A 25,712-nucleotide genomic window follows, 5' to 3' on the forward strand; every position below is an offset into this window, starting at 1 on the left:
TTCGGATTGCTCGTGTCGGCGGATGCGCTCACGTCGCAATGCCTGCCCGCAGTGACCCGCTGGCCCGAATAGCGGCGCGAGTTGTTAGCCTGAGCCGGTGCGTACTAACTTTGACCCCCGGAATCTGCCGCGTCACGACTTCTACCGCCTGCTGAATTCGCTCGTAGTGCCGCGGCCAATCGCGTGGGTGTCGAGCCGGTCGGCGGCGGGTGTCGACAACCTGGCGCCGCATTCATTCTTCACCGTGGCATCCGTTTCGCCGGCCATCGTTCAGTTCACCTCGGTGGGGGTGAAGGACACCGTGCGCAACATTCTGGCGACCGGAGATTTCGTGGTGAATTTCACGCCGGAGTCGTTGTTCGAAGAGGTCAACGCAACCGGCACTGACTTCGGGCCGGCGGAGAGCGAGTTCGACCGCGCCGGACTCACCAGGGAGCGCAGCGTAACCGTCGCCTCCATGCGGGTGGCCGAGTCCCCGGCGGCGATCGAGTGCCGCCTGCATTCCACGCTGGAGCTGGGTGATTGCACGCTCGTGTTTGGCGAGGTCACGCACATCGCGGTGTCATCGACAGTGCTGGACGGGGAGCATCCGCTCATTGAGCAGCTGCGCCCGTTGTCACGCCTGGGCCTCGACGAATGGGGAACCATCGGCGAGGTCAAGGCGATCCGGCGAATTCGTGCGAGCGACTGGCCCCGCGAATTTCGGCCGAGAGAGCGCTGAGCATTGCGCCCGAAGCGCATGATCACGCCGGGTTCAGCTAGCCGCTGCGCCGGTTATTGGAGCAGGCACCCCAACCGGGTGCGGCAACGGTGAGTGCCACGTCAAGCGGATGCGCCGTTCGCTCCAGCTAGGCGGCTGGTGGAAACAGTGCCTCGGCGAGCAACGGACCGAGCTGGGCGCTCGCCTCGCGCACGAAGTGCTGTCCGTCGAAAAACACCGGCGTGTTGTTGATGAACGCCGGGCAACTCTCGTCGACGCAGAGCCACGGAACGATGTCCACGTACTGGGCGAAGTCACCGAATTGCTCGATCGCGTCCTGCTCGCTCGCAATGACCTTTTGGTAGAGGCTCGACGGGCTGTAGGCGCAATCTCCGGGGGTGCTCGTGAGGGTCTTGCACTCGGCGAACGGGGTGCTGGCCGGCGGCGGCGATAGCACAGCGACATGCTCGGTCGATCCCTGCAACGCCGTGAGCGTGTCGGCGGTCGCGACCTGCCACTCGGTGAGGGCTGCGGCTCCTTCGTTGCCGCTGGCGAGGCGCACGATGGATCCGGCCAGGCTCGACATGATGACAAGGTCGGGCGAGAGTCGGGCGACCTCGGCGTAGACCCAGGCATGGTGGTCGTCGCATTTGGCGGCCGAGGCGTCGGAGGCGCTCTTGGCGGCGACCGAGATGTTCACGGCCGGGCAGGAGAACATGGTCAGGGACCGCACGTTGTAGCCGAGCGGTTCGAGGGCGGAACGAATCGCGGGCATGTAACTGATCGCCATGGAATCGCCGAGAAGCACCGCCGTTTTGGTCGCCGCCGGATCGCCGTAGAGACAGTCGGCGGCGTTCTTCGCGCTGACTGAAAGACAGTCGTCGTCGACCCATTCCGGGGCGCCGGAGTTGTCGCCGAGCGCATCGAAAGCGGGGGTGGTCTCTGGCCAGGCCGTTGCAGCGAGAGCCGCAGCGATGGTGGCCTGCCGAGCGGCCAGCAGGGTGGCTGGCTCGGTGGTCGTCTTCACTCCCAGGTCGGCCGCTCCGAGCGGGGCTGAATTCGCGGACGGCCCGGATGGCGTGCCGCCCCTCAGTGCGATAAACGAGACAGAGACAAGAACGAGAGCCACGATCGCGAGGGCACCGATCCAAGCCTGGGCCGGGCTGATCCCGGTGCGGTGCTGGGGGGCAGGACGGCGCATCCGTTCTCGCTTTCGGGTGAGGGAGTTTTCGAGCCAGAGTGAGTGACGAATGGGGTCTTCAACGTAGTGAAAGGAAAACACCGAGAGGGCGACCATGAGGAGGGCGGCGAGCGGCAGATAGAGCGGCGAATCCGTAGCGAAGATGGTGGCGAGCAGAATCATGACCGGAAAGTGCCAAAGATAGAGGGAGTAGGAGATCTTGCCGACATAGCGACTGACGGGGTTGGTCAGGGGGAACAACAGCCGCTGCTCAGGCTGCCCGATACCTGCGGCGATCACGAGGGCAGCTCCCGCGACGGGTAGCAGGCCCCAGGGCGCTGGAAACGGTGAATCCCGGCTGATCAACACGAGGCTGGCGACGATGAGGGCGAGGCCGAGCCAGGCGATCGGGGGGCGCACGCGTAGAGGCAGCTTCGCCAGGCCGGGCGCGGCGGCGGCCACGAATGCGCCGATTCCAAGCTCCCAGGCGCGGGCTCCGGTGGAGAAGTAGGCGATGGCGGGGCTCGTCGAGGTTTCGAAAAAACTCCAGGCCAGGAAGGCGAGGGTGATGACGCCGGTGGTCACAGCGACGAGCGTGATGAGTGCCCCTGCGCTCAGTGTGCGGCGGCCGGCGAGGGCGAAGATGACGATAAGCAGGAACGGCCAGACGAAGTAGAACTGTTCTTCCACCGCGAGCGACCAGTAGTGCTGCAGCGGGGAAACGGCGTTGGTAGCCTGCAGGTAGTCGGTGCCGACTGCGGCGAAGTGCCAGTTGGCCACGAACAGTGCCGAGTAGATTCCATCCCACAGGGTACTGAGGGCACGGGCGCTCGGAAGCACCAGAAATCCGACCGCCACGGTGACGACCAGCACGAGCAGTGAGACCGGCAGGATGCGCCGGATGCGCCGGCGATAGAAATCGACCAGGGAGATGCGACCCGTTCGTGCATGCTCCTTGAGCAGGAGGCTCGTGATCAGAAAACCGGAGATCACGAAGAAGATGTCGACACCGATGAATCCGCCGGATGGCCAGCCGAGCAGGTGGTCGAAAATGACCACGACCACGGCGACCGCGCGCAGTCCTTCGATGTCGCCGCGGAAGGAGCGGGTGGCGGATTTGCTGCCAGAGCGGTCGGGTGCGCGCTCGCGCCGCTCCGCGGTGGACTGAACGGACATGTATATCCTCCGACTCGGGTTTCGGAACTGGTACGTATGCGGCCCGACTCTCGGGCACGCCCTGCGATTATGACGTAATCTCAGCTACCGGGGCAAACACGTCGATAAAGTTCTACGGGTCCAGACGAAAAGTTGCCTCGAAGACTGCGCCGCCACGACGAGTCCCGCCGATAAACGTCCCGGCTTATCGCGCTGGGTGCCGTTCCGCTCGTGCACACTCACCCGCTCTCAGCAAGAGCCGGTGTTCACTGTTTAAGGTTGAAGACCGACCTGTTCTGGAGGACTCCTATGAAATGCCCAACCGACTCCGCCACCCTCGTGATGAGCGAACGCAGCGGCGTAGAAATTGACTACTGCCCGGAATGCCGCGGCGTCTGGCTCGACCGCGGTGAGCTTGACAAGATCATTGATCGTGCCGAAAAGGAATTTGCCGCTGCGGCGCCCGCTGCGGCTGCCAACGCGGCACCGGTGATTGTCGCTGTACCCCAGCAACAGCAGTATCCGGATGCCCGCACCCGGGCTCCGCAGTATGGCGAGCGCAACAACGACCGCGACCGCGGGTATGACCGAGACAGAGATCGCGATCGGGACAGTCGGGATGGTTATCGCCCGAAAAAGAAGGAAAGCTGGCTCGGAGACCTTTTCGGCTAAATCCCGAAGAATTGGAGTTAGTAGATGACGTGGAACGATGCTCAAGTTAGTGCTGAACCAACTTCACCCGGTGGCTCGGCCTGTTCGCTGGGGGCAGCGTGACCGCAGCATTTGCGGTCACGCTCGCCGGGGTATCCGTTCTCATTCTGCTGGCGCGGCCGTTGCTGCCTCAGCTTCCCCTGGCCGGGCGCTCGGTCAGACTGTCGTGGGTGGACACTGTTCTGTTCCTTGGCGGCGTTGTCGGTCTGGCATTCCATTGCTTCGCCATGTTTTATCGATCTCTGTTCGACGGGATCGGGCCGCTGGGCCCCCTGGTGGACATGGTCAATGAGATGAATGCTGCGAGCATCATCCTGTTCGTTGGCCCGGCGTTGCTGGTGCTGATCGGCTTGCGCCGGCACTATCGGGTGGCGCTGGCGGTGCTGGCGCTGACCCTGCTCTCGGTCGGGATCACCATGTATGCGGGGAGTCCGCTGAACGTGCATCTTGGCGCCATCTTTGTCGCTGTCGTCGCTCTCGCGGGCCATGTTGCGCTCTTCGTCATACCGCCGTGGCAACGGGCCGCGAAACCGTAGCGGGCGCGAGCACACCGGGCTCCCGGGTCAGGACAGGTGCACGGCCCCCAGGGCGAGCGCTGCGATCAGTACCCACGACAGCAGCCCGACAGCGAGCGGCCGGCCACCCGTGCGCAGTAGCGTAATGAGGTTGACGGCCGTTCCGAGGGCAAAGAGTGCCATCGCCAGCAACCCGGTCTGAAGAACCTCGGCGGCATCCAGCACGGGCACGGGCAGGGGAATCAACGTGCGCACCAGCATTGCCACGATGAATCCAGCGACGAAAAGCGGAACGATGGGCGGGCGCTTCGCCACGCCCCTCCGAGTATCAGGGCTCGCCGCAGTAGCCATGAGGGCGGCATCCGCTTGTGCAATACCGCGCCCTGCTTGCAAGTGGCGTTCCACGACCGACGCAACCGCGACGATCGGGGCGAGCATGAGTACCCGAGTGAGTTTGACGACGAGGGCCACGGCGAGTGCGGATGATCCGGCGATTTGCGCGGTCGCCACGACCTGGCCGACATCGTGCACACCGGCCCCGACCCAGTGACCGAATTGTAGTGCGCTCAAGCCGAGCGGCTGCCACAGCAACGGCAACACGGCAATGGCGAGGGTTCCGCACAGGGTCACCAAGGCGATCGGAGTGGCCGTCTCTTCGTCTTTGGCCTTGACGACGCCGCTCATGGCGCCGATCGCCGAGGCGCCACAGATGCTGAATCCGGTGGCGATGAGCAGGGGTTGGTGCCCGGGCAGGTCGAACCAGCGGCCGAGGCCGAGAGTGCCGGCGAAGGTGAGCAGCACGATTGCGACGGTGGTGGCAATCGTCACCCAACCGAGCGCGGCAATGTCGACGAGGCTGAGTTTGAGACCGAGCAGCACGATGCCCAGCTGCATGAATGATTTGGCGGCGACGGACAGGCCGGGCGCGAGAGCGCCGGTGAGGCCCGGGCGCGCGGCGAGGATCTGGCCGACGACGATTCCGAGCACGACGGCGGTCGTGAGCAGGGGGATGCCCGGTATGGCGAGGTGCACGCCCCAGGCCGCGGTTGCGGCGAGGGCCGCGACGAGCATTCCCCGAAGCCACATTGGTACGAGTCTAGGCGGCGCGGGCCCCGAACCTTGATCGGCATCCGGGAATGCTCGGGCCCATGTTGTGATCGCGGGCCCAGCTTCTAAGCTGGGCCCGCGTTCATAAGGTGGGCCCGGTGCTGAACGCCCCGTTTACAAAGTGGGCCCGCGATCCGGGCCAGAGAACGCCCCGCACCGAGACTTCAGGCTACGGACGACCGAGGCCGTGGTAGGTCCAGCCGGCGGCACGCCAGGCTGCGGGGTCGAGAGCGTTGCGGCCGTCGATCACCGTCTTCGTTTTCACGAGCGCACCGGCCCACACTGGGTCGAGATGCCTAAACTCGGGCCACTCGGTGACGAGCACGACGGCATCCGCTCCCCGCAGGGTGTCTTCGAGCGATACTGCGTACTGGAGCTGCGGATGCCGCGCCCGTGAGTTCTCGATGGCCTGCGGGTCAGTCGCCACGACGTCGGCCCCCAGTCCGCGCAACTGCACGGCTACGTCGAGCGCCGGCGAATCACGCACGTCGTCGGAGTGCGGCTTGAAACTCAGGCCGAGCACCGCGACCTTGGTGTTGTAGACGGAGCCGTCGAGCGCCCCGACGGTGAGATCGACCACACGCTGGCGGCGACGCAGGTTGATCTTGTCGACCTCCTTGAGGAAGGCCACGGACTCACCGCGTCCCAACTCTTCGGCGCGTGCGGTGAAGGCGCGAATATCTTTTGGCAGGCAGCCGCCGCCGAAACCAACGCCGGCGCCCAAAAAGCGACGACCGATGCGGCCGTCGTAGCCGATGGCATCCGCCAGCTGTGTCACATCGGCGCCGGTGACCTCGGCGATCTCGGCCATGGCGTTGATGAAGCTAATTTTGGTTGCGAGAAACGCATTTGCGGCGACCTTGACGAGCTCGGCGGTAGCATAGTCGGTTACGACGAGGGGGGTGTCGGCGGCGAGCGCCGTGGCGTAGATCTCGTTGAGCAGCTTCACGGCATGCTCGCCGGGCGCGCCCGCGGCGACCCCATAGACGAGACGGTCCGGGCTGATGGTGTCCTGCACGGCGAATCCCTCGCGCAGAAATTCCGGGTTCCAGGCCAGCGAGGCCCCACTGCCAGCTTCGATGAGCTCGGCCAGGCGCGCGGCGGTTCCCACCGGCACCGTGCTCTTGCCCACGACCAGGTCGCCGTCGGACAGATGCGGAATGAGCGATTCGATCGAGGCGTCCACGTACCGCAGGTCAGCACTATAGCTGCCGGGCTTCTGCGGTGTTCCGACGGCAATGAAGTGCACCTGCGAGCCGGCGGCATCGGCTATGTCGGTGCTGAAACGCAGCCGTCCACTGTTCATGGCCGAGGTCAGAACCTCGGGTAGTCCGGGTTCGAAAAAGGGGGGCTTGCCGACGGCCAGCTGGGCGATCTTGGCGGCGTCGACATCGATGCCGACGACGTCGTGCCCCAGCTCGGCCATCGCCGATGCGTGCACGGCACCCAGGTAGCCGCATCCAATGACGGAAATTCTCATGTATTCCTCTCGGTCATCCCAGAGCATACTGGGCGCGGCACGTCGGCCCAATTCGGGGGTATCACCGAACGGATGCCGCAGCCCGGCCCGACAAGGTCAGCGCGCCGCCTGCGGGTCAGCGCGCCAGTCAGAGGTGGCGCCCCACCCGTAGCGGGCGCGGCGAAGCGCGCGACTACGCCGTGCGTGCCAGCAGGTACGCGTTCAAGGCATCCGTCAGTGCCTGGTCGGCGGAAAACGCCTCACCGTCGAGGGCGACGACGGACACGGCCAGGCGCACGCTGGAGACGAGCCAGGCGGCATCCGCTTGGCGAAGTTCCTCGACCGTGACGTCGCGGTAGTCGACGGAAGCGCCCTGCGCGCGCAGGTAGTCGAACATGCTCTGCTGCGTGGTGCCGTGCAAAATAGCGCCGCTCGGCGCGGGCGTGACGTACTCGCCGCCTATGCGCAGCACGACGCTCGAGGTCGGGCCTTCCATGACGAAGCCGTCGGTGGTGAGAAAGATTGTGTCGTCGGCGCCGCGACGGTGCGCTTCGCGAATAGCCGCCATATTTACCGCGTAGCTCAACGTTTTCGCGCCCATCAGCAGCCAGGGGGCTCGCTCGGCGACGCCCCGCGGGTAGCCGCGGTCGAGGGTGATCACGCGCACGCCATTCGCCCGCACGACGCTGAAGTCCGCCGCGGCGGCGGCGTGCAGCCAGGCGGTCGGTGCCGGACCGTGCTCGACGCCACGGCTGAGCACGAACTTGAGCGCGATTTCACCCCGCTGCGGAACGCGCGAGACCGCGTACGCGATCGCAGCGCGCCACTGGTCGGCGTTCGGCACCGGCAGCTCGCAGATGCGCGCGGAATTGCGCAACCGGCTGATGTGCGGCTCAACCTCCTGCGGGTGGCCGTTGACGACGGCGAGGGTCTCGAAGACTCCATCGCCGCGCTGGGTGCTCAGCTCGCCTACGCGCAGTGCCGGGGCGGTCGAATCCATCTCACGGAACGTATCGGCGAAATCCTGCTGCAGCGAGTCAGCGGGCACAGGGTCAATCAACAGAGTGAAGGGCAGTCTCATGCCCCGAGCCTAGTTGGGCATCTGCTCCGGGCGCACACAAACGGATGCGGCCGCACCCGCCGAAACGGGTGCGGCCGGCACATCAACTTTGGAACGCGACGATCGGGTTGGTCGTTGGCTGGTCGGATCCGCCGCTGGGCTCAACGGTTATGCCGACCTGGTCGCCGGCATGCATCGTGCCGTCGAGTACCCGCCAGGCTGTGCTGTCGCCGCTTGAGTCGAAGGTGCCAGCCGGAGCGGCGCCCTCACCATTGATGTACCAAAGTTGGTAGTCCTGATCGCTTGGCAGCGCCGGCAAATTATCGACGAGCACCGCGGAGATTCCAAGCTTGTTCGACCAGACCAGGGTGGCTTCCTGGCCGTCGGCGGTTGTCGTGGCGGCACGCTGAGAATCGTCGGCCGCGTTGATCTGCGCGAGCCCGGAGGCCTGCTGGGACTCGAACTGGTTGGTGTTGAGCGTTTGGCCGAGCACGGTTCCGCCGACGAACAGCGCAACAGCAGCAGCGGCGGCCAGCATGATTTGCGCCGGACGCTTGAACCACCGCACCTGGGCACGTTCGGTTGCCGTCGCCGAGCCGTGCGGACTGCTGGCTGCACCGTTGCTCGAGCGGATGTCCGTGACGGCCGACGGCGCGTCGGTAGACACGCCCCCGGCGGTCACCGGCGGTGTACCGGGCAAGCCGGGTGTGCTCGGAGCTGGGGTCGGCGCAACAGCGGAGGCCGCGGCCTCCGCCGGGTCGGGGCCAGCGGCGCGCGGCAGGGGCGGAAGCTGTGGGGTCGACGCGAGCAGGGACATGAGCTTGGCCTTGACCGCGGCTGAGGGCTGCACAGGGGCCACGGCGAGGCCGAGGGCCACGGCGGTGTCGCTCAACTCGGCAGCCTCGATGCGCGCCCACTCGGATTCAGCGAGATGTGCTTCGAAGGTAGCCGTGTCGTCGGCGTCGAGGGCGTGCAGGGCGTAAGCGCCGGAAAGATCTGCGGGGTACTGCTCGTTACGGCTGCTCATGATGCCACGCCCAATTCGTCGCGAAGGCGGATCAGCCCGTCGCGGAGTCGCGTCTTCACGGTGCCCAACGGGATGTGGAGCATGTCGGCGACCTCGCTGTGACTGAACCCGCCGTAATACGCGAGGCTCACAGCCTGACGCTGCAGCTGAGTCAATCGAGTCATCGCCTTCTCCACCCTTTCATGTTCGATTCGTACTTCAACGGTTTCGGCCACGTGATCGTAGGCAACGGCCAGGTCACGGATCCCGATTTTGGTATCGCGGTCCCGTCCGGCCTGCGACGACCGAATTCGGTCGACGGCCCGCCGGTGTGCCATGGTGAGAATCCAGGTGCTTGCACCACCACGCGTTGGTTCGTATCGCGACGCCGACTGCCAGATCTCCAGAAAAATCTCCTGGGTCACTTCTTCCGACTGCGCGTGGTCGACAAGCAGACGCTTGACCAGGCCAAGCACCCGCGGGGCGATCTGGTCATATAGTTCTCCGAAGGCCGATTGGTCGCCGTGGGCTACTCGAGCAAGCAGCTCCTCCTTGGTGGCAGGGGCTGCCGGCGCGAGGTCTCCGGCGGAATCAACAGTCATGAGACCTAGCATGTCAGGTCTCGTCCCGTTCCATGACTAGGGTTCGGTGCGAAGTACCCATTGGATTGGTCGCTACGAGAATTAGCCCGCAAGAAAACCGGATGCCCGCGGCCAGATTCGCGTCGCCGCGGCCGGAATGCAGAAGGTCGGGCCGCAGAGCACCTCTCGGCGCGAGGCCGCTCGAAGCGGCGAATAATGGAACCCGGGATTACTGCGACCCGACCAAGTTCCAGTGTATTCGAACGGGGCGGTCGGCGTCGAATGTTCGCCCCTGGCGCACAGGGAATATGCGATTGCCGTGGCATCGCCCGACCGGACCCACCTTATGAAACTGGGCCCGGTTTATAAACTGGGCCAGGTTCCGGGCCTGGGCCCGAGCCGTGCGGGACTATTCGAGGGAGTCGCGGCGCCAGAGACGCGCACAGGCCGCGAACTCGGCGGCGGTCGTCGAGAAGCGCAACGCACGCGTGGTCAGCTCCGAAGACCGATGCGGCTCGGTCAGCTCGAGATCGTCGGCGATGCTCGTGGCCCCGACCGCCGTGACCCGGCAATAGGCGGCGCCGCGGTCCAGCGCCACCGCGAAGTCTCCAGTGAACAGTCCGCGGAGAATCTCGTCCGCCAGAGTCATGATCTCGGCTGGACCGGTGGGCACGGCAGCGCCGGCAACCAGCGGATCGATCGTTGCGGCAGCATCCGTTCCGCGTTGGTAGAGGTAGGCGCAACCTTCGGGGTCCTGCCGAATCAGCATGCGGATGAGGTAGATGCGCCAGAGAGCGCCCGGCAGGCTGCGCGGTGTGGCCCGAGACCACAGTTCGGCGACAGCGTCAAGGCCGTTTTCGTCGGTGTAGGCGACGAGGCGCTCGACCGTCTCGGGGTCGGGGTCTTTGCGCACGCGGTTCAGCAGGGCCTGCGCTGTCTCGTGGGCGACCCGGCTGATAGCGGCGGGATCGTCGCCACCCTGAAATGCCTCGAATTTGTTCGCAGAGAACAGGGTGGGCTTGTGGAAGTTGTCTGCCATGGCGGTTCTCCTCGTTTCACTGTGCGCTCGGGTGGCGTTTTTCTCGTCGTCCACGCTATCGAGAAAAGCTGAGCGTGAATCCACGGTAGATTAGAACCTACGGGCCTCTAGCTCAGTTGGTAGAGCAAAGGACTTTTAATCCTTGGGTCGTCGGTTCGAGCCCGACGGGGCCCACATTACCCGCGCACGTGACGCGAGACAGGCGCACTGAATCTCCACAAGATTCAGTGCGCCTGTCTCGCTAGCGAGGCCGGACGTGCTGCGATTGCAGGTCAAGATTCGCACCTGCGTCCAATGCGCGCGCGGCGAAGTCGGCGGCTTCAAGCAAGTCCGTTGCGGCATCTGGTCCGAGTCTCTGCTGGAGCGTTTGCTCCCAGGCGACGACGATCTGACGAATGCGCGCAAGTTTGTGACGGCCCCGGTCGGACACATGCACTGTGATTCGTCTGCGGTCGGCAACGGTCGGCAATCGAAAGGCGCAAGCCGTGTCCTCCAGCGCATCCACGATTCGGCTCAGGCTCGCGTTCGCCATACCCGATGCCTCGGCCAGCTCTCCCATCGTCGGCGAGTCAAGCCTCTCCAAAGTCTCTAAAATTCGCCACTGATCGGGCGTTGCGCTTTCTTCCGAAAGCGCAACTGTCAACCCGAGCGCGAGACGCCGTTCGAGGTTGGACAGCGTCCAGACCAACTCCGCAAGTGGAGCCGCGAATTCCGGTCCCGGCCGTGCGCTGGGCGAGTCCTCGGCCATTCCACTCCTTGGCAAGTACGTGCGATGAGACCTGGTATTTCTCAGGCATAATAATTGTCCTATGACGTCACCGGTCAGCATATTACTCCCGAGCGAAGTTCTGCTGAGCGGCCCCGATCCGCACGTGCTTCGACTGGGACTTCTTGCACCGCTGTCGGGCTTGCTGGGCGTGGCTGGCCCGGCGATCATCAACTGCGCAATCCTGGCCGGAGAAGAAATCTGTCTGGCCACCGAGACAGTCATGGAACTCGTCCTGATCGATGCGGGCGGAATGCCCGACGCCGTCGCGCGCGAAGTCGACCTCCTGGTCGGAGCGGGGTTGGTCAATGGCCTGGTCGGAACCCACACATCTAATATTCGAGTAGCCGTGGAGGCGCGGGTGGCCGACCGAGTGCCCTACGTTTTCACTCCGCCGCACGAATTCAGTCGGGCCCGCGCAGGGAGCGTTTTTCTCGGCAGCGACCCCAAAGAACATCTGCGCCAGCCGATTGCCTGGTTGGCCCGGAACCGACGGATAACGCGATGGGCGCTCATTGGTAGTGACTATGTTTGGCCGCGCCAAGTACACCGAGCGGCGACTTCGGTGCTGCGGGAGCTCGGGCAACCCATCGTGTTGGACCGACTCGTGCCGATGGGCCACGTCGATGCCGCCGAACTCGTAGCGGCAACCCGACGCGCAGGCGCCGACGCGATCCTGGTCTCGCTGGTCGGGCGCGACGGCATCGAGTTTCATCGCGGAGTCACCGAACTGGATGCCGGCCAGTCTTTCGTCAGGCTGTGCACCGCCCTCGACGAAAATTGTCTAATCGCCGTCGGCGGCGACTCCAGTGGTGAACTGTATTCCGCCATGCCCACTTTCTTGCAGCAAGGTGATGATCGACACCTTCGGCTGCTGGAATCCTACGTCGCACGCTTTGGGCTCACGGCACCCCTTCCAGGGGCCTACGCCGAGGGATGTTACGACGGCGTGCACGTGTTGGCGGCCCTCTGTAGGAGCGGCTTGCTCGCAGTGACCTCCGCTGCCAACGCGGCCGAACAGTTATTTGCCGCAAGCTCGGGCGGTGCCGCGGGTGGGTCAGAGCTCGGATACGACCTCACGCGACGACCGATGCGCTTAGCGCGTGCGAATGACACTGATTTGGAGATTGTCGGGATGTCCAGCAGGGTGTAGCCTGATAAACATTTCCACTTGGAAACAATAACGTCTGTCGACGACGATTGGACCACGCGTGAACGCCACGACCAACTCTGGTGGCTTAGCCACTTCCGGTATTGAACAATTTGGCTACAAGCAGGAGCTGAAGAGAACGCTGACTTTCAGTGACCTCATCATCTACGGCCTGATCTTCATGGTCCCGATCGCACCATTCGCCATCTTCGGCGGAGTCTTCCACGACTCGGGCGGAATGCCGCCGGTCGCGTACATCATCGCGTTGATCGCCATGATGTTCTCGGCCAATTCGTACTCGCAAATGGCCCAGGCCTTCCCGATGGCCGGGTCCGTCTACACCTACGCCGGTCGCGGGATCAACCGCCCTGTCGGCTTCATCGCCGGTTGGATGATTCTGCTGGACTACATCCTCATTCCGACCCTGCTGTACTTTGTCGCTGCCATCGCGATGAATGGCATCATCAGCCAGATCCCAATTTGGCTTTGGCTGGTTCTCTTCGTTGCGCTCAACACGGTGATCAACTACCTGGGCATCCACCTTGCCGCCGTCGTGATCCGCGTCATGCTGGTGCTCGAACTCTTGGTACTGGCCATTTTCCTGATCGTCGGCATCGTCGCCGTCTCGCAGGGCAAGGGCCAGGGCTTCAGCTTCGACGCTTTCTACAATTCGGAAACGTTCTCCCTCCCCCTGCTATTCGGCGCCGCGTCCATTGCCGTGTTGTCATTTCTGGGCTTCGATGGAATCTCCACCCTGGCCGAAGAAAACAGCGGCAGCAGCAAATCTCTCGGTCGCTCGATGATCGCCGCGCTCTGTCTGCTAGGCGTTTTGTTCATCGCGCAGACCTGGGTCGCCTCGATGCTGGTGGAAGACCCTGCAGCCCTTATCGCCAACGGCGACCCGACGGGAGTGGCCTTCTACGAGGCAGCCGCTGTCGCTGGCGGACCGTTCATGTACATCCTGACCGCAGCCTCGACCGCCATCGCCTGGGGTTTTGCCAATGCACTCGTCGCTCAGGCATCGACGTCTCGCCTGCTTTACGCGATGGCGCGCGACCGCCAGTTGCCCAAATTCCTCGCCAAGGTGAGCGAGAAGCACAGCGTACCGGTCAACGCAACATTTCTAGTCGCCGCGATCTCTCTCGTCCTGGGACTGTTCCTGACTGTTCTGCCAGACGGGCTGGGCGCCATCGCCGCTCTGGTCAACTTTGGCGCTTTGACGGCATTCCTGCTGCTGAACGTATCGGTCGTGTGGTGGTTCATCGTGAGGCAGAAATCCCGCCGCTGGTTCGTGCACCTGATTTTCCCGGTGCTGGGATTCGTGGTCCTCTCCTTCGTGCTCTACAACGCCCGAGTATCCGCCCAGATCCTCGGCGTGGCCTGGCTGATCCTGGGAATCGTCGTCGCGGTCGTGCTCTACAAATCGGGTCGCATGACCAACCCTGTCCCCGTCGAGCCGGCACAGATCAGGGTGAGGTAGCGATATGACAGTGCACCAGCTCGCTCCCCTCCCCGAACAGTATTCCTATGTGTTCGGCGGGCGCACCCCCCTGTTGAGTGTGCGCCCCGGCGACATCATCGAGGTCAGCACGGAGGACTGCTTTGGCGGACGGGTAACGAATCCGGGGGACGTTCCCAGCCAGATTGTGCCGTTCAACGAACTCAATCCGGTCTCCGGTCCGATCGAGGTGGCCGGCGCAGAACCCGGTGACCTGCTGGCCGTACATTTCGTTTCCATCGTCCCGGCGCGCCAATACGCCATCTCGAGCACTTTCCCCCTCTTTGGCGCGCTCTCCGCGACGCACGAGACGGCGATGCTGCACGAGCCGCTCGAGGAGCGGGTGTGGTTCTATGACATTGATCTGGATGCCTGGACGGCTACTTTTCGCGCGAAGAACTCGGACTACACGCTCGCTCTCCCGCTCGATCCCATGCACGGAACGGTGGGTGTCGCTCCGGCAGGCGGTGAGGTTCGGTTGGTCGTGACGCCCTCCACCCACGGTGGCAACATGGACACACCGGAAGCTCGCGCCGGAACAACTCTCTATCTTCCGGTCAATGTCGCCGGGGCGATGCTGTCGCTCGGAGATGGTCACGCGCGCCAGGGTGAGGGCGAGGTGTGTGGCACCGGACTCGAATCGGCAATGAACTCGGTGATCGCCCTCGACCTGATCAAGGGCGGCGCCTCGGCGTGGCCCCGGCTCGAGAACGATGAATTCATCATGAGCACGGGGTCGGCGCGCCCACTGGAGGACGCGTTCCGGATCAGCCAAAAAGATCTCGTGAGCTGGGCATCCGATCTCACCGGTCTCGACACGCTCGATGCGTACCAGCTCGTCAGCCAAATGGGACTCGCGCCGGCCGCAAACGTGTGCGATCCCAACTACACGATGGTGGCCAAACTGCCCAAGTGGACTTTGAAGGATGCACAGGCCTATGGCGGGGTGCACTCTCGGTTGCGCGCCGCGGCCGTGGAATACACTGCGGCACGGTAGCCCTGGCGTCAAGATCCCACGGGTTCGACGCACACTCGCATGCGCTGATGATGTGTCGATGGCACCCGCATCAGTGCGACTGACAAAAAGTGACGCTGCCCGCAAAGTTTCGAATTCAGCCACCACGATCACGCCTGATCGGGCGAACGAATGTCGCGAGCCCGGCTTTAAAGCACGTACCGGTGGCGAATGTGGTGGCGATCACTGCTCGCCTGCCAAAATTCCACTTCCGTGGGATGCAGGGCAAAAAGCTGCCAATCGGGGTTGTCGCGGCCGTCGGCACCGGGACGCTCATCCCAGTCGCGAGCGGATGCCTCGGCCGAAAGCAGGGTGACCGCGCCACTAACGCGCACCTGACGACCAAATTTCGCCCAGTAGAAATTCATGGCGGCTTGCGGGTTTGCAGTAAGTTCCCGGCCTTTGCGGGACCCTACTGTGCTGGCAAAGTGCCAGGCTCCAGCATCGATGTTCTTCAAAATCATCATGCGGGACGATACCTGTCCGGTTTGGGTCGTCGTCGCGAGGCTGAAAGCGTGCGGCTGCAATACCCCGTCCGCGAGCGCCGCTTCGAGCCACTCGAGGAACAGGTCAACGGAATCGGCCGGTGCATCGGCTGGATCGAATTTCGGGAGATCGTTCGGAAAATCCGGGAGGGCCCGGAGGCGTTGGCTGAAGGATTCGCTCACGCCGCGAGCTTACCCTCAGCTAAGAAAAATGAGCGTCAGAGCGCTGCGAGTGATCTACCCGGCTGGCATCGCCTCGAGCACCACCACCAATTACGCCGGGAGGTGTGCCGGACCCCCGCTCGACGGCACCCGCAACTCGCGCTGCACCAGCAGCGCAAGTTCGCGCAACAGCACCTGGTCGACTTCGGCGAGCGAGCGCGGGGCCGGGTCGAAGACGCAGAGCGATCCGATGCGCTCCCCCGACGGCGATTCGATCGGGAATCCGGCGTAGAAACGGATGAGCGAATCACCGTGCACGAGCGGGTTCTGGCTGAACCGCTGGTCCTTTTGGGCGTCTTCCACCACGAAGGGTCCGTCTCCGGTAATCGTGTAGGCACAGAGCGAGTCAGCGCGCGGAATCTCTGGTGCTGCCACTCCGACCCTCGCCTTGTGCCATTGACGATCGTGGTCAATGACGCTGATCACCGCCGACTCGGTTTCAAAAAGTCGCTGAGCCAGAACGACGAGTTCATCGAACCGGGCCTCCGGCAAGGTGTCGACAATACCGAGGCGGTCGACGGCTGCCTGCCGGGTTCGTTCCCGGCTGGCAGCATCCGCTACCCGTTGACCGACGTGTTCCGCGTTGATACCGAGTCGTACCGCATCGAGGGTGTCGGCCATGGCATCGGCCAGCAGCACGGCCCAGTCCCGGTAGTCGGCTGGCGTGCGATGGCGGTCGGGCGTGAGCGTGGCAGCGGGTGAAAAGGGGAGAAAGGTGGTGCGCGGTGCCTCAGCGGCCACCTGCGCGCTGACCCGGTTGAGGTCTGCTGCGGAATGATCGGCGATGAATCCGAGCGGGAGGTTGAAGATCTCGATACTCCGAATCGGCGCGATCCCCAGAATGTAGAAGTAGGTACTTTGTGAGGTCTCACGTTGGAGCACCGTGAGTAGTTCTCCGAGTCGGGCGCGCCATTCGCGACGACTCACGAGTGTCAAAGCCTCATTGACACCAAGTGTCAGCACGACGGCGTCGAAGCGGCTGAGGCTAGGCAGGTCCAGTGCGGGGAGCGCGTTCGCCGCCGTCATCGTTCGATTGGCCACGAGATCGATGTCTACTCCGCGACCGGTGAGCGCCGACAGCTCCCGGGCAAGCGAGCCGGGCAGGGCGAGTTGGTGGCTGAGCACACCCCAGCCAACAGCCGGTCCGCAGCCCAGAATGAGCACCCGATCGCTGTCGATTCCGGGAGCATGCGCCTGAGGCACATCGCTCGGCCGGGGCAGGCGGCGATCTTGACGCTCGGCGCATGCCGTCCACGCGCGCATCAGCGGCCGAACGGCCCACCGGGTCAGGTCGTGCATGTGGCGCCTTTCAAGAACAACAGAAAGACTTATTCTGCCCCGAATGGGGAAAGCCCAAATACTACGGCCGTGATTTTCAGCGACTTCCCGGACTGCCGGCTCAAATCAGTGCGGCCACCGCGTGCGCGAGGGTGAAAATGGCCAGTCCGGCGAGGGCACCAACCACGGTTCCATTGATTCGAATGAACTGCAGGTCGCGGCCCACCTGCAGCTCGATCTTCGCGGCTGTCTCTGCGGCCGGCCAGCGCTCCACGGTTTCGGTGATCACCCCGGCGATCTCGTGGCGATAGGTGGAGATGACGTGGCTGGCGGTGTCGGCGAGCCAGCGGTCAATACGGGAGCCGAGCGCGGCATCCGTCGCGAGACGGTCGCCGATGTCGTCCAGAGTCGAGCGGATGCCCACCAGCAGCGCGCTGGACGGGTCGTCGAGCGCCTGCGTGAGAGAGGTCTTGATAGCCTCCCAGGTGTCGCCGGCGAACTCGCGCAGCTTGGCATTGTCGAGAACCTCGGCCTTGAGATTTTCGACGCGGTTGATCATGGCCTGCTCATATTGCAGGTCGTGCATGACCTCTCCCAGGTAGTCATCCAGGGCCTTTCGCACCGGATGCTTCCGGTCGTGGCGGGCGGACGCCACAAAAGCCAGTACCTCACGGTAGGCCTTGTCGTCGACGAGCTTGTCGATGAACCCGGGCATCCAGGTCGGCAGTCGCTGCGACACCACGCGGCCGAACGCTTCGGGGTGGTCGCGCAGCCACCCGTCGGCGCGGTCGAGCAGCAGGTCGACCGCTGCGTGCTGCTGGCCACTGGTGACCAGCCGTTCCCCCACCCGGCCGAGGCTCGGGCCCCACTCCGGTTGGATCAGGTGCTCACGCGCGACAGATTCGATGAGGTTCTTGATGGCGTCATCACCGAGCAGGTTGAGCACGCCCTGGCCGGCGACAGCGAGCTCGCCGGTGAGCCTGTCGACGTTCTTGTCGTCGTTAAGCCAGGCGCCGAGGCGACGGGCTGGTTGTACCGATTCGAGTTTGCCACGGATGACCGCCTCGGAAAGAAAGTTGGTCTCGACGAACTCGCCGAGGCTTGCGCCGATCTCGTCCTTGCGGTTGGCGATGATGTTGGTATGCGGAATGCGCAGGCCCATCGGGTAGCGAAACAGGGCGGTCACGGCGAACCAGTCGGCGATCGCGCCGACCATGCCACCCTCGGCGGCGGCGCGCACATATTCGAGCCAGGGGTAGCGTTCCTGCAGAGCGAACGAGACGGTGAAGATGATGGCCATGAGGGAGAGCAGGCCAACCGCGAATCGCTTCATGCGGGTGAGCGCGGTACGGCGGGCTGTGTCGTTTGGGGATTCGGCGGGGGGTGCCGTGGATTTGCTCTGCGCCATACCTTAAGCCTGCCCGATTGCATGGCAGAGTGGTGCTCATTCCTGCATGTTCCGCTCGGAACCGTTCACGGGCACCTCGCCCGCGGCGACGAGCGCTGCAGTGGCAACGGTGCTCAGCGGTACCGGAACTGAGGTAGATATACCCTAAGGGGGTATACTTCGTGAGTATCTTCAGATTCGGAATCGAGGAAATGATATGACACGGCCTGACTCGAACCACGGCACAGACGGCAGCACGGCTCACCTAAAGCCGGATCACGCGGCCATGAACCACGGCGGGCACGGCGATCATGTCGGGCAGTTTCGGCGTCTGTTCTGGACCATGCTCGTCATCGCAGTGCCCGTTGTGGCGTTCAGCCACATGTTCGCTGCCCTCGTCGGGTATGCACTTCCGGACATCGCGGGCGCCACCTGGATCTCCCCCGTGCTCGGAACCGTCATGTATGTCTGGGGCGGGCGACCTTTCCTCGCCGGTGCGGTGTCTGAGCTGAAGACCCGGAAGCCCGGCATGATGCTGCTGATCGCCCTGGCGATCACGGTCGCGTTCCTTGCTTCCTGGGGCGCGAGCCTCGGCCTCATCGACGCCGAGCTCGATTTCTGGTGGGAACTCGCGCTGCTGATCGTGATCATGCTGCTCGGCCACTGGATCGAAATGCGCTCGCTGGCGCAGACATCCACTGCACTCGAATCGCTCGCTGCGCTGCTGCCCGATGAGGCCGAGCGGGTCGAGGATGATGGCCTCGCTAGCGAGCACAGTGTGGTGGTCTCACCGAGCGACTTGGTGCTCGGCGACCTCGTCGTGGTGAGGCCGGGCGGGCGCGTACCGGCCGATGGTCAGGTCACCGAGGGTACGGCCGACGTCGACGAATCGATGATCACCGGCGAGTCACGGCCGGTACGGCGCTCCCGCGGCGACCAGGTCGTGGCGGGGACGGTCGCGACTGATTCAGCCCTGCGGGTGCGGGTGAGCGCCGTCGGCGATGACACCGCGCTGGCTGGAATCCAGCGGCTCGTCACCGAGGCGCAGAACTCATCGTCACGGGCGCAGCGCATTGCCGACCGGGCGGCTGGCTGGCTGTTCTGGTTCGCGCTCGGCGCCGGTGTCGTGACCGCGATCGTCTGGACGCTGCTCGGCCAGCCGCAGGATGCCGTCGTGCGCACGATCACCGTGCTCGTGATCGCCTGCCCGCACGCTCTCGGACTGGCGATTCCACTCGTGGTGTCGATCGCCACCGAGCGTGCAGCGAAGGGCGGCGTGCTCATCAAGGATCGCCTCGCCCTTGAGAGCATGCGCCGGGTCACCTCGGTTCTGTTCGATAAAACCGGCACGCTCACTAAGGGCGAGCCAACGGTCAGCCACGTGGCCGTCGCAAGCAGCCACGCGGATGCCGCAGCGCGCGTTCCTCAAGTCCGCGCGGCTTCGGCGGACGCTAACCTGTTTTCGAGCGACGACGTGCTCGCGTGGGCGGCGTCAGTGGAAGGTGACAGTGAACATCCGCTGGCTCGCGCCATTGTGAATTCTGCGCGCGCGCATGCTCTGACCGTGCCGCGGGCGAGCGACTTTCAGACTGCGGCCGCGGTGGGTGTGACCGCCCTGGTCGATGGGCACAGCGTGAGCGTCGGCGGGCCGAACATGCTCGACGAATACGGTGCGGCGCCGCTGGCCGAGACCGTGGCGTGGCAGAGCCAGGGCGCTATCATTTTGCACGTGCTGCGCGACGGCATTATCGTCGGCGCGATCGGCCTGGCCGATGAGATCCGCGAGGAGTCACGGCAGGCGGTGGATGCCCTGCACCGACAGGGCATCGAGGTCGTCATGATCACCGGCGACGCCCAAGCCGTGGCCCAGTCAGTCGCAACCGAGCTCGGCATCGACCGGGTGTTCGCGGGCGTGCATCCGGAGGACAAGGCGCGCAAAGTAGCAGAGCTACAGCGCGAGGGCCGCCGCGTAGCAATGGTCGGCGACGGAGTAAACGACGCCCCGGCGCTCGCGCAGGCCGACGTCGGCATCGCGATCGGCGCCGGGACCGACGTGGCGATCGCATCGGCGGGAGTCATTCTCGCGAGCGACGATCCGCGGTCGGTACTCTCGGTGATCGAGTTGTCGCGGGCGAGCTACCGCAAGATGAGGCAGAACCTCTGGTGGGCGGCCGGGTACAACCTGCTGTCGGTTCCGCTCGCCGCGGGTGTGCTCGCACCGATCGGCTTCGTACTGCCGATGGAGATCGGGGCCCTGCTCATGTCGGTGTCGACCGTGGTCGTTGCCCTGAACGCGCAACTGCTGCGCCGCCTCGATCTGCGCCCGGAGGCGAGCGTGCGCGAGCGTGCAGCTTCGCAACCCCGAACGAGGTGAAACACAACCCAATCGGATAGGGTCGATTTGCGCGGGGAACACGTCGGTACCCGATATGGCGCGGCGCACCGGAACAGGCGAAATCATTTCACAGTCATGGTCTGTTGATTTACCTGAAACTCGACGAATCACCACTGTGGGGCAGCACCGGCAGTGACGCGCTCAGCAGCGTTCCCGGAGGTGCCGCACAGGGCCTCGCAGCCGAGCTCCTGCGCCGCTATCGAATCCTCTATGTGCCCACCCCCGGCGCCGTTCTCCCAATTGTTCCGCGCATCGACGCGATCGTGCCCGACGAGATCATCAAGGGGGTGGGGTACGCCCGTCTTCCCAGCGGCATTCTGGTCACGGTCGGAACCGCAACCTCTCCGGTGCCAACCTCCATCGCGCTGCCGAGGCGAGGGCTTTCACCCTCGTTTTGGGCGCCATCGGTGCTCTGAGCATGCTCACATTCACGATGTCCCTGTTCTGGTTGCCTAGATTCCTGTTGCCAGGCTGGTTCAGAACTCTGAAGGAACTCAAATGACGTTGTTCAGCGCCACTCTGCCCGACCTCGACGGATGGGAGAGCCTGTCGCACGAGGGTGCCGAGCGCGTGCTCGCCCTCGCGAACACCGCCACTGGTGCATTTCGACCCAATATCGTTCTCACGTCGACGCCGTCGACCGCGCCGATCGAGGCCGCCTCCAGCGTCGCCATCGCGGCAATCCTCACCGACCACCCCGGCTCGCAGATCATCGCGGTCGACCTGTGGGCCAAGCAGGCTGTGGACGGGCGCATGATCACGGCGAGTTACCCGCAGGGGGACCAGCAGATCGTCATCCAACGCTGGATTTGGGCGACCGGTCTGCGACACGTTAGCCTCACGGCATCCGCTGCGACGCATCAGTTTCTGGCCTGCGCGCCGACGCTGTCGTATGTTGCCACTGTGCTTGTACTGTCCGGCGAGATCAGCGCCACCCAGGTAGACGTCGACGCGGCCCCGAAACTCGACCGCGCTGCCACCTTGGCGGCCGGGGAACCGCTCGAACTTCTGGGGCGGGTTCCCTCGTTTCAGCCGTACACACCGCCGATACTCGAGATCTCCGAGGCGGCACAGGGTGCCCTGCTCGCTGCGCGCGCAACCGGTGCGTTGCCCTGGCGCTCCCCCGCCCAGGCAGAGCTTCGGGCCAACGGACTGCTCGAGGGCAACAGCCGCCGGCTCAGCCCCTTTGCCCTGCAGGTCGTGACTCACTGGGACGCCGGCGCCATCCAACTCGAAGCCAGCACGACCCTCGGCGGGGTCACCCGAAGCCTACGCAGCTGGACGCGGGGCGAGTCCACTCTGTTCGCCTTCGCCGCCACTTCGCAGAATGCACCCGATCCCGGTAGTTTCGCGATCGAGATGCGCCCGGTCGGCCAGACCGTCGACGTCATCCTGCGCTTTCTGGGTGTCGGGCCGACGTGGACACGTGCGACTCAGCCCGGGCATCTCTCGGTCAGGGCGTTGGATGAGCGTCTCGCGGCGGATGCTTCGGCCGTCCTGGCGCCGCCAACCGACGCCAACGACGCGTTTGAGCGTTTCTGGAACCAGGAGTGGACCGAACTTCGGGTTCGCTCGGTGCACGCGTCTGTTCGCGTCATCACCACTCCCTCGGCCGGTCTGCTCAGCGTCGGCTCTGCAGAGGCCGTGCCCGGCGAAGCGGTCATTCCAATCGCGGCTCTGCCGAGCTACGCGCTCTACACCCACCTGCTCGAACTCTTCGAGACCGCGCTGCGCGGCTGACACACGCACGCGAGCCGCGGCATCCGCTTGCCGGGCCCACCTCATGAACACGGGCCCAGTTTCTAAACTGGGCCCGTGGACCGGGCCTGGGCCCCGTCCACGGTGGGCGGCCGTGGCCGACGGTGTCGACCCTCACACCACCCCGTAGGGCTCAGCACGATCGGCTGGGTGCTGGTCGGCCTCCCCTTCCTCGCCGACCCGTGCGCTCGCGTCACAACCCGTGAGTTTCATCTGCCGACCCGTGAGTCTTGCGCCCATTCAAACGATTCAGCGCTCCGAAACTCACGGCTCGGCGAACGTCGCGGGTGAATACTCACGGCTCGGCGAAAGGGGCGCGCTGACCGGACCACCCGAACGGAAGCTCACCCCACGTTCAAACGGTGGCTCGCTTCGATGCGCTGGCCCCAGAACGTTCCCACGATGATCAGCACTGCACCGACTGCCCCAATGAGGCCGAGGACTTCGCTGCCGAGCGACACCCCCACGAGCACCGCCCAGATCGGTTCGGTGCCCATGAGCAGGCTGGCCCTGGCCGCCGAGGTGCGGCGGATCGCCCACATCTGCGCCAGAAACGCGAACACGCTGCAAGCCAAGCCAAGGTAGAGCACGCCGATCCATGCAGCTACGTCGAAGATCGAGATTGCCGCGACGAGGCCGTGGATGTCGAAAGCGCTAAAGACGACCGCCCCGACGAGCGCCTGCAACAGGGTGAGGGTAATGGTGCTGTCACTTTGCCCACGGGTGAGATGGCCCATCATCGTCACGTGCAGGGAGCGCACGAGCGCCGCCGCGAGAATGAGCAGGTCGCCCACATTCGGCTGGGCAAACCCGTTGTCGGAGACGAGCAGGGCAACGCCGACAACGGCAAGCACCGCGGCCACGAAGAATGGGCGCGGCAGCCACCGGCGGGCCGCGACCGATTCCAGCACCGGAGTGACAATGATCGTCAGGCTGATGATGAGGCCCGCATTCGTGGCCGACGTGAATGCTACGCCCTGGGTTTCAAGCCAGAGGATGCTCGCCTGGGTCACCCCGAGCAACACGCCGACCCCGAGCGCGCGCCGCGACGGCAGTCGTTCGCGCCGCATCACCCAGACGATCAGCAGGGCGAGCGCCGCGACCAGAAAGCGCAGCGCGAGCACGGCCGATACACTCGCCTGCTCGGTGAGCACCTTCGCACTGAGGTAGCTTCCACCCCAGACCGCGGCCACGAGCAGCAGCACAAGATCGACGCGATAGCGCCCGAGGTGCGGCAGCACCGTGCGGCCGGGCAGCGACGCTCGGCCGGGCAGAGTGCGGTGGGGTGGCGAGGTGGTCATGGGTTAATGGTGCTGGGCGGCATCCATTAATTCTAGAGGTCCTTATTTGAACGGATGCTTTAGCCTGAGCTTATGGAATTGCGTCAATTGGCTGTGTTGCGGGAACTCGGCGAGCGCGGAAGCGTCGCAGCAGTGGCCCGTGCGCTGCACGTCTCGTCATCGGCGGTTTCGCAGCACCTCAGCGCCCTGCAGCGGCGAGCCGGCGTTCCCCTCACCGAGAAACGCGGTCGTGTGCTCGGATTGACGCCGGCCGGGGTGGCGCTCGCGCTGGCGGCTGCCGACGTATCAACGGCGATGGCGCGCGCCGATGAAGCCGTGGCGCGGTTTCAGAACGACCCGGGATTGCCGGTGACCGTGAGCGCGTTCCACAGTGCCGGTCTGGCCTGGTTCGGTCCGTTACTGAGCCGCCTGCACTCCCGTGGCGGGCCAACCGTGGGCTATGGCGACGAAGATGTGCCGCGGGAGCGCTTTGCTGCGCTCGTCGCCGACTATGACCTCGTCATTGCGCACCGGGTTCCTCATGATCCGGATTGGCCGAACACGGTTGCGGTCACGCCGCTGTTGTTGGAGCCGTTCGATGTGGCCGTGCCGGTCGGGCATCCACTCGCCGGTCGCGCGTCCCTGTCGGTCGATGATATTCGCCACGAACCGTGGGTCTCCGGGCACGTCGGTTTTCCGCTCGCGGAGGCGGTGAACGTGGTCGCCGCGGCGGCGGGTCAGCCACTTCGGATCGTGCATCGCATCAACGAGTTCTTCGTGGCGGCTTCGGTCGTGGCTACCGGAGCGGCTGTTGCGCTGCTGCCGCGGTACACGATGGCGCCCCGCGAGGGTGACGGCGTGGCGCTCGTGCCCTTTCGCGACCTGCCGGTGGCGCGGCAGATCGATGCATTGAGCCGCCCGGAGACCCTCGCCCGGGCATCTGTTCGGCGCGTGCTGGCCGAACTGGTCGTGGTGGCCGGGCAGCATCCACCGGCTTAGGCGAAAAAGTCGAACCCGGCGTGACGGATGCCCCAGCGCACGATCCATTCCTCCCCCGGTTGCAGCCAGTGCAGGCCAGCGCCGGAGTTGAAAGCATCGGCGGGTGCCGTCATCGGTTCGATGGCGATCGCCTGGCCGCGGATTGGCTCGGTGACTCCGGTGCGCACCGGAAAAACGCGCGGCGTGAAGACCTGTACGTAGCGCATATTCTCGTCGCCCCACAGGGTGACGCTGCGGCCATCCGGCGCGGTGAGGGTGTGTTCGCCGGGCGCGCCGGAACCGGGACGGGCCAGGCCCACCCCGCCGAAGCCATCATCGAGATCGAGATCGCCGACCGCGACGCCCCCGCGCAGGTCGAAGCGGGTGCCATCGACGGGAGTTTCGCCGGTCGGGTTGAGGCGGTCGTCTACGTCGATATGGGTTGCGGCGTCCACTCGCACCACGAGATCGCCAGTCGTTACGTCACCTATTTTCAGATACGGATGCGCTCCCACAGCTACCGGCGCCGCTTCGGTACTGACGTTGGTCAGCCGGTGTGTCACGTTCAGACCGTTCGGAGTGAGGGCATAGCTCACCTCGGTGTCGAGGTGAAACGGGTAGCCGGACTGCGGAAAGACGGTCGCACCGAGCGTTACCGAATCGCTCTGCCGGGAGACCTCACGGTAGGCAGTGAAGCGCAGCAGCCCATGGATGGCGTTGTGGCGGGCCGGCTCGCTGAGCGCGAGTTGGCGGGTGACCTCGTTCTGAATCCATTTACCGTCGCGAATGCGATTGGGCCACGGCACGAGCACGATGCCGGCAGCCATGGGCGGTTGGGATGCCTCGGAAAAGCTCTCGATCAGGTCTATGCCGTTCACGGAATATGCCCGGAGACCTGCCGCCACCTCGGTCACGACGGCTCGGGACGTTCCGTTCGCGGTCTGCAAAGTCAGGTTGTATTGGATTCCGCTTGGTGCGCGCATCCGT

At 64.8% G+C, this 25,712-nt stretch carries 23 protein-coding genes and 1 tRNA gene; 11 read left to right on the forward strand and 13 right to left on the reverse strand.

Features of this window, described 5'->3' with window-relative positions; genetic code table 11:
- Positions 1-97 precede the first annotated feature (97 nt).
- The gene (locus tag CXY70_RS15705; protein WP_104193286.1) at positions 98-721 is read left to right on the forward strand and encodes a flavin reductase family protein; all 624 of its coding nucleotides are present in this window, start codon (positions 98-100) and stop codon (positions 719-721) included.
- Between the two features lie 127 nt (positions 722-848).
- Here the strand turns inward: CXY70_RS15705 and CXY70_RS15710 are convergent, their stop codons facing one another.
- Positions 849-3,056: an acyltransferase family protein gene (locus tag CXY70_RS15710; protein WP_104193287.1), complete on the reverse strand. Its 2,208-nt coding sequence runs from the start codon at positions 3,054-3,056 to the stop codon at positions 849-851.
- A 288-nt stretch (positions 3,057-3,344) separates the two neighbouring features.
- Here CXY70_RS15710 and CXY70_RS15715 point away from each other — a divergent pair, with 288 nt between their 5' ends.
- Both CXY70_RS15715 and CXY70_RS15720 read left to right on the forward strand, forming a co-directional pair.
- Positions 3,345-3,707: a zf-TFIIB domain-containing protein gene (locus CXY70_RS15715; protein ID WP_104193288.1), complete on the forward strand. Its 363-nt coding sequence runs from the start codon at positions 3,345-3,347 to the stop codon at positions 3,705-3,707.
- 98 nt (positions 3,708-3,805) lie between these two features.
- Positions 3,806-4,282: a hypothetical protein gene (locus CXY70_RS15720; protein WP_104193289.1), complete on the forward strand. Its 477-nt coding sequence runs from the start codon at positions 3,806-3,808 to the stop codon at positions 4,280-4,282.
- 27 nt (positions 4,283-4,309) lie between these two features.
- Here the strand turns inward: CXY70_RS15720 and CXY70_RS15725 are convergent, their stop codons facing one another.
- The 6 genes from CXY70_RS15725 to CXY70_RS15750 form a co-directional block, all read right to left on the reverse strand.
- Entirely contained in the window at positions 4,310-5,347 is a 1,038-nt protein-coding gene (locus tag CXY70_RS15725) for a YeiH family protein (RefSeq protein WP_104193290.1), read from the reverse strand.
- Positions 5,348-5,537: 190 nt separating this feature from the next.
- Positions 5,538-6,848 carry a UDP-glucose/GDP-mannose dehydrogenase family protein gene (locus tag CXY70_RS15730; protein WP_104193562.1) on the reverse strand — a complete coding sequence of 437 codons (1,311 nt, stop codon included), beginning with the start codon at positions 6,846-6,848 and terminating at the stop codon, positions 5,538-5,540.
- A gap of 172 nt (positions 6,849-7,020) precedes the next feature.
- On the reverse strand, positions 7,021-7,908 hold the full coding sequence (locus CXY70_RS15735) for an aminodeoxychorismate lyase (protein WP_104193291.1): 888 nt from the start codon (positions 7,906-7,908) through the stop codon (positions 7,021-7,023).
- Between the two features lie 82 nt (positions 7,909-7,990).
- Positions 7,991-8,914, reverse strand: a complete 924-nt coding sequence (locus tag CXY70_RS15740) for an anti-sigma factor domain-containing protein (protein ID WP_104193292.1) — start codon at positions 8,912-8,914, stop codon at positions 7,991-7,993.
- The gene (locus tag CXY70_RS15745) at positions 8,911-9,495 is read right to left on the reverse strand and encodes a sigma-70 family RNA polymerase sigma factor (RefSeq protein WP_233205981.1); all 585 of its coding nucleotides are present in this window, start codon (positions 9,493-9,495) and stop codon (positions 8,911-8,913) included. The genes CXY70_RS15740 and CXY70_RS15745 overlap by 4 nt, the downstream gene beginning before the upstream one ends.
- Before the next feature lie 388 nt (positions 9,496-9,883).
- The gene (locus CXY70_RS15750; RefSeq protein ID WP_104193294.1) at positions 9,884-10,513 is read right to left on the reverse strand and encodes a DNA-directed RNA polymerase subunit beta; all 630 of its coding nucleotides are present in this window, start codon (positions 10,511-10,513) and stop codon (positions 9,884-9,886) included.
- 101 nt (positions 10,514-10,614) lie between these two features.
- On the opposite strand from CXY70_RS15750, the gene CXY70_RS15755 reads away from it, so the two are divergent.
- A tRNA-Lys gene (locus tag CXY70_RS15755) sits at positions 10,615-10,687 on the forward strand.
- Positions 10,688-10,754: 67 nt separating this feature from the next.
- Here the strand turns inward: CXY70_RS15755 and CXY70_RS15760 are convergent.
- The gene (locus tag CXY70_RS15760) at positions 10,755-11,261 is read right to left on the reverse strand and encodes a MarR family winged helix-turn-helix transcriptional regulator (protein WP_158251005.1); all 507 of its coding nucleotides are present in this window, start codon (positions 11,259-11,261) and stop codon (positions 10,755-10,757) included.
- 61 nt (positions 11,262-11,322) lie between these two features.
- On the opposite strand from CXY70_RS15760, the gene CXY70_RS15765 reads away from it, so the two are divergent.
- From CXY70_RS15765 to CXY70_RS15775, 3 genes are read left to right on the forward strand one after another with little or no spacing between them, the layout of a single operon-like run.
- Positions 11,323-12,432, forward strand: a complete 1,110-nt coding sequence (locus CXY70_RS15765; protein WP_104193295.1) for an ABC transporter substrate-binding protein — start codon at positions 11,323-11,325, stop codon at positions 12,430-12,432.
- Between the two features lie 58 nt (positions 12,433-12,490).
- Positions 12,491-13,909, forward strand: a complete 1,419-nt coding sequence (locus CXY70_RS15770; RefSeq protein ID WP_233205982.1) for an APC family permease — start codon at positions 12,491-12,493, stop codon at positions 13,907-13,909.
- A gap of 4 nt (positions 13,910-13,913) precedes the next feature.
- A complete protein-coding gene (locus CXY70_RS15775) occupies positions 13,914-14,924 on the forward strand; it encodes an acetamidase/formamidase family protein (RefSeq protein ID WP_104193296.1) in 1,011 nt (336 codons plus the stop codon).
- A gap of 167 nt (positions 14,925-15,091) precedes the next feature.
- Here the strand turns inward: CXY70_RS15775 and CXY70_RS15780 are convergent, their stop codons facing one another.
- The 3 genes from CXY70_RS15780 to CXY70_RS15790 form a co-directional block, all read right to left on the reverse strand.
- Entirely contained in the window at positions 15,092-15,610 is a 519-nt protein-coding gene (locus CXY70_RS15780; protein WP_104193297.1) for a pyridoxal 5'-phosphate synthase, read from the reverse strand.
- A 90-nt stretch (positions 15,611-15,700) separates the two neighbouring features.
- Positions 15,701-16,948 (reverse strand): GAF domain-containing protein, encoded by a 1,248-nt coding sequence (locus tag CXY70_RS15785; protein WP_104193298.1) that lies wholly within the window; start codon positions 16,946-16,948, stop codon positions 15,701-15,703.
- 100 nt (positions 16,949-17,048) lie between these two features.
- On the reverse strand, positions 17,049-18,335 hold the full coding sequence (locus tag CXY70_RS15790) for a DUF445 domain-containing protein (RefSeq protein WP_104193299.1): 1,287 nt from the start codon (positions 18,333-18,335) through the stop codon (positions 17,049-17,051).
- A gap of 265 nt (positions 18,336-18,600) precedes the next feature.
- On the opposite strand from CXY70_RS15790, the gene CXY70_RS15795 reads away from it, so the two are divergent.
- The 3 genes from CXY70_RS15795 (at position 18,601) to CXY70_RS15805 (ending at position 22,449) form a co-directional block, all read left to right on the forward strand.
- Positions 18,601-20,688, forward strand: coding sequence for a heavy metal translocating P-type ATPase (locus tag CXY70_RS15795; protein ID WP_199183470.1), 2,088 nt, complete (start codon positions 18,601-18,603; stop codon positions 20,686-20,688).
- Positions 20,689-20,792: 104 nt separating this feature from the next.
- The gene (locus CXY70_RS15800) at positions 20,793-21,125 is read left to right on the forward strand and encodes a hypothetical protein (protein WP_104193301.1); all 333 of its coding nucleotides are present in this window, start codon (positions 20,793-20,795) and stop codon (positions 21,123-21,125) included.
- An 82-nt stretch (positions 21,126-21,207) separates the two neighbouring features.
- The gene (locus CXY70_RS15805) at positions 21,208-22,449 is read left to right on the forward strand and encodes a hypothetical protein (RefSeq protein ID WP_104193302.1); all 1,242 of its coding nucleotides are present in this window, start codon (positions 21,208-21,210) and stop codon (positions 22,447-22,449) included.
- A gap of 362 nt (positions 22,450-22,811) precedes the next feature.
- On the opposite strand, the gene CXY70_RS15810 is transcribed toward CXY70_RS15805, so the two are convergent.
- The gene (locus tag CXY70_RS15810) at positions 22,812-23,768 is read right to left on the reverse strand and encodes a DMT family transporter (protein WP_104193303.1); all 957 of its coding nucleotides are present in this window, start codon (positions 23,766-23,768) and stop codon (positions 22,812-22,814) included.
- A 72-nt stretch (positions 23,769-23,840) separates the two neighbouring features.
- Between CXY70_RS15810 and CXY70_RS15815 the strand changes: the two genes are divergently transcribed.
- The gene (locus tag CXY70_RS15815) at positions 23,841-24,746 is read left to right on the forward strand and encodes a LysR family transcriptional regulator (RefSeq protein ID WP_104193304.1); all 906 of its coding nucleotides are present in this window, start codon (positions 23,841-23,843) and stop codon (positions 24,744-24,746) included.
- Here CXY70_RS15815 and CXY70_RS15820 read toward each other — a convergent pair.
- Complete coding sequence (locus CXY70_RS15820) at positions 24,743-25,708, reverse strand: aldose 1-epimerase family protein (RefSeq protein ID WP_104193305.1); 966 nt, start codon at positions 25,706-25,708, stop codon at positions 24,743-24,745. The genes CXY70_RS15815 and CXY70_RS15820 overlap by 4 nt on opposite strands.
- Positions 25,709-25,712 lie beyond the last annotated feature (4 nt).

The sequence above is a fragment of the Cryobacterium sp. Y82 genome (assembly GCF_002929495.1).
GTDB lineage: Bacteria > Actinomycetota > Actinomycetes > Actinomycetales > Microbacteriaceae > Cryobacterium > Cryobacterium serini.

Excerpts from the sequence above, each read along its gene's own strand:
- CXY70_RS15710 (WP_104193287.1), bottom strand. The coding sequence starts at position 3,056 with ATGTCCGTTCAGTCCACCGCGGAGCGGCGCGAGCGCGCACCCGACCGC.
- CXY70_RS15715 (WP_104193288.1), top strand. The coding sequence starts at position 3,345 with ATGAAATGCCCAACCGACTCCGCCACCCTCGTGATGAGCGAACGCAGC.
- CXY70_RS15725 (WP_104193290.1), bottom strand. The coding sequence starts at position 5,347 with ATGTGGCTTCGGGGAATGCTCGTCGCGGCCCTCGCCGCAACCGCGGCC.
- CXY70_RS15730 (WP_104193562.1), bottom strand. The coding sequence starts at position 6,848 with ATGAGAATTTCCGTCATTGGATGCGGCTACCTGGGTGCCGTGCACGCA.
- CXY70_RS15735 (WP_104193291.1), bottom strand. The coding sequence starts at position 7,908 with ATGAGACTGCCCTTCACTCTGTTGATTGACCCTGTGCCCGCTGACTCG.
- CXY70_RS15740 (WP_104193292.1), bottom strand. The coding sequence starts at position 8,914 with ATGAGCAGCCGTAACGAGCAGTACCCCGCAGATCTTTCCGGCGCTTAC.
- CXY70_RS15745 (WP_233205981.1), bottom strand. The coding sequence starts at position 9,495 with ATGACTGTTGATTCCGCCGGAGACCTCGCGCCGGCAGCCCCTGCCACC.
- CXY70_RS15750 (WP_104193294.1), bottom strand. The coding sequence starts at position 10,513 with ATGGCAGACAACTTCCACAAGCCCACCCTGTTCTCTGCGAACAAATTC.
- CXY70_RS15760 (WP_158251005.1), bottom strand. The coding sequence starts at position 11,261 with ATGGCCGAGGACTCGCCCAGCGCACGGCCGGGACCGGAATTCGCGGCT.
- CXY70_RS15765 (WP_104193295.1), top strand. The coding sequence starts at position 11,323 with ATGACGTCACCGGTCAGCATATTACTCCCGAGCGAAGTTCTGCTGAGC.
- CXY70_RS15775 (WP_104193296.1), top strand. The coding sequence starts at position 13,914 with ATGACAGTGCACCAGCTCGCTCCCCTCCCCGAACAGTATTCCTATGTG.
- CXY70_RS15785 (WP_104193298.1), bottom strand. The coding sequence starts at position 16,948 with ATGCACGACCTGACCCGGTGGGCCGTTCGGCCGCTGATGCGCGCGTGG.
- CXY70_RS15790 (WP_104193299.1), bottom strand. The coding sequence starts at position 18,335 with ATGGCGCAGAGCAAATCCACGGCACCCCCCGCCGAATCCCCAAACGAC.
- CXY70_RS15795 (WP_199183470.1), top strand. The coding sequence starts at position 18,601 with ATGAACCACGGCGGGCACGGCGATCATGTCGGGCAGTTTCGGCGTCTG.
- CXY70_RS15805 (WP_104193302.1), top strand. The coding sequence starts at position 21,208 with ATGACGTTGTTCAGCGCCACTCTGCCCGACCTCGACGGATGGGAGAGC.
- CXY70_RS15810 (WP_104193303.1), bottom strand. The coding sequence starts at position 23,768 with ATGACCACCTCGCCACCCCACCGCACTCTGCCCGGCCGAGCGTCGCTG.
- CXY70_RS15815 (WP_104193304.1), top strand. The coding sequence starts at position 23,841 with ATGGAATTGCGTCAATTGGCTGTGTTGCGGGAACTCGGCGAGCGCGGA.
- CXY70_RS15820 (WP_104193305.1), bottom strand. The coding sequence starts at position 25,708 with ATGCGCGCACCAAGCGGAATCCAATACAACCTGACTTTGCAGACCGCG.